The 769-nt window shown below is 53.3% G+C and carries 1 rRNA gene; it reads right to left on the reverse strand.

What is annotated here, in order from left to right:
• Positions 1-711: ribosomal RNA gene (locus L5L98_RS22280) — 16S ribosomal RNA — on the reverse strand; the annotation flags it as partial.
• Between the last annotated feature and the right edge of the window lie 58 nt (positions 712-769).

Consider the following 769-nt stretch of genomic DNA (forward strand, 5'->3'; position numbering starts at 1 on the left):
CCAGATCTCTACGCATTTCACCGCTACACCTGGAATTCTACCCCCCTCTACAAGACTCTAGTTCGCCAGTTCGAAATGCTATTCCTAGGTTGAGCCCAGGGCTTTCACATCTCGCTTAACAAACCGCCTGCGCACGCTTTACGCCCAGTAATTCCGATTAACGCTCGGACCCTCCGTATTACCGCGGCTGCTGGCACGGAGTTAGCCGGTCCTTCTTCTGTAGGTAACGTCACAGATATAGCGTATTAAACTACACCCTTTCCTCCCTACTGAAAGTGCTTTACAACCCGAAGGCCTTCTTCACACACGCGGCATGGCTGCATCAGGGTTTCCCCCATTGTGCAATATTCCCCACTGCTGCCTCCCGTAGGAGTCTGGGCCGTGTCTCAGTCCCAGTGTGGCTGATCATCCTCTCAGAACAGCTAGGGATCGTCGCCTTGGTGAGCCATTACCTCACCAACTAGCTAATCCCACCTAGGTTCATCCAATCGCGRRAGGCCCGAAGGTCCCCYYCTTTCCCCCGTAGGGCGTATGCGGTATTAGCAGTCGTTTCCAACTGTTATCCCCCTCGACTGGGCAGATCCCTAGGCATTACTCACCCGTCCGCCGCTCGCCACCTCAGGAGTAAACTCCCTTGTGCTGCCGCTCGACTTGCATGTGTTAGGCCTGCCGCCAGCGTTCAATCTGAGCCATGATCAAACTCTTCAATTAAAGTTTTGTTGCTTCCGTCTTGCGACTTCAGCGGCTCAATGAATTCTGATTTTTTGTT

The organism is Shewanella sp. SM23 (genome assembly GCF_025654295.1).
GTDB classification, from domain to species: Bacteria; Pseudomonadota; Gammaproteobacteria; order Enterobacterales; family Shewanellaceae; genus Shewanella; species Shewanella oncorhynchi.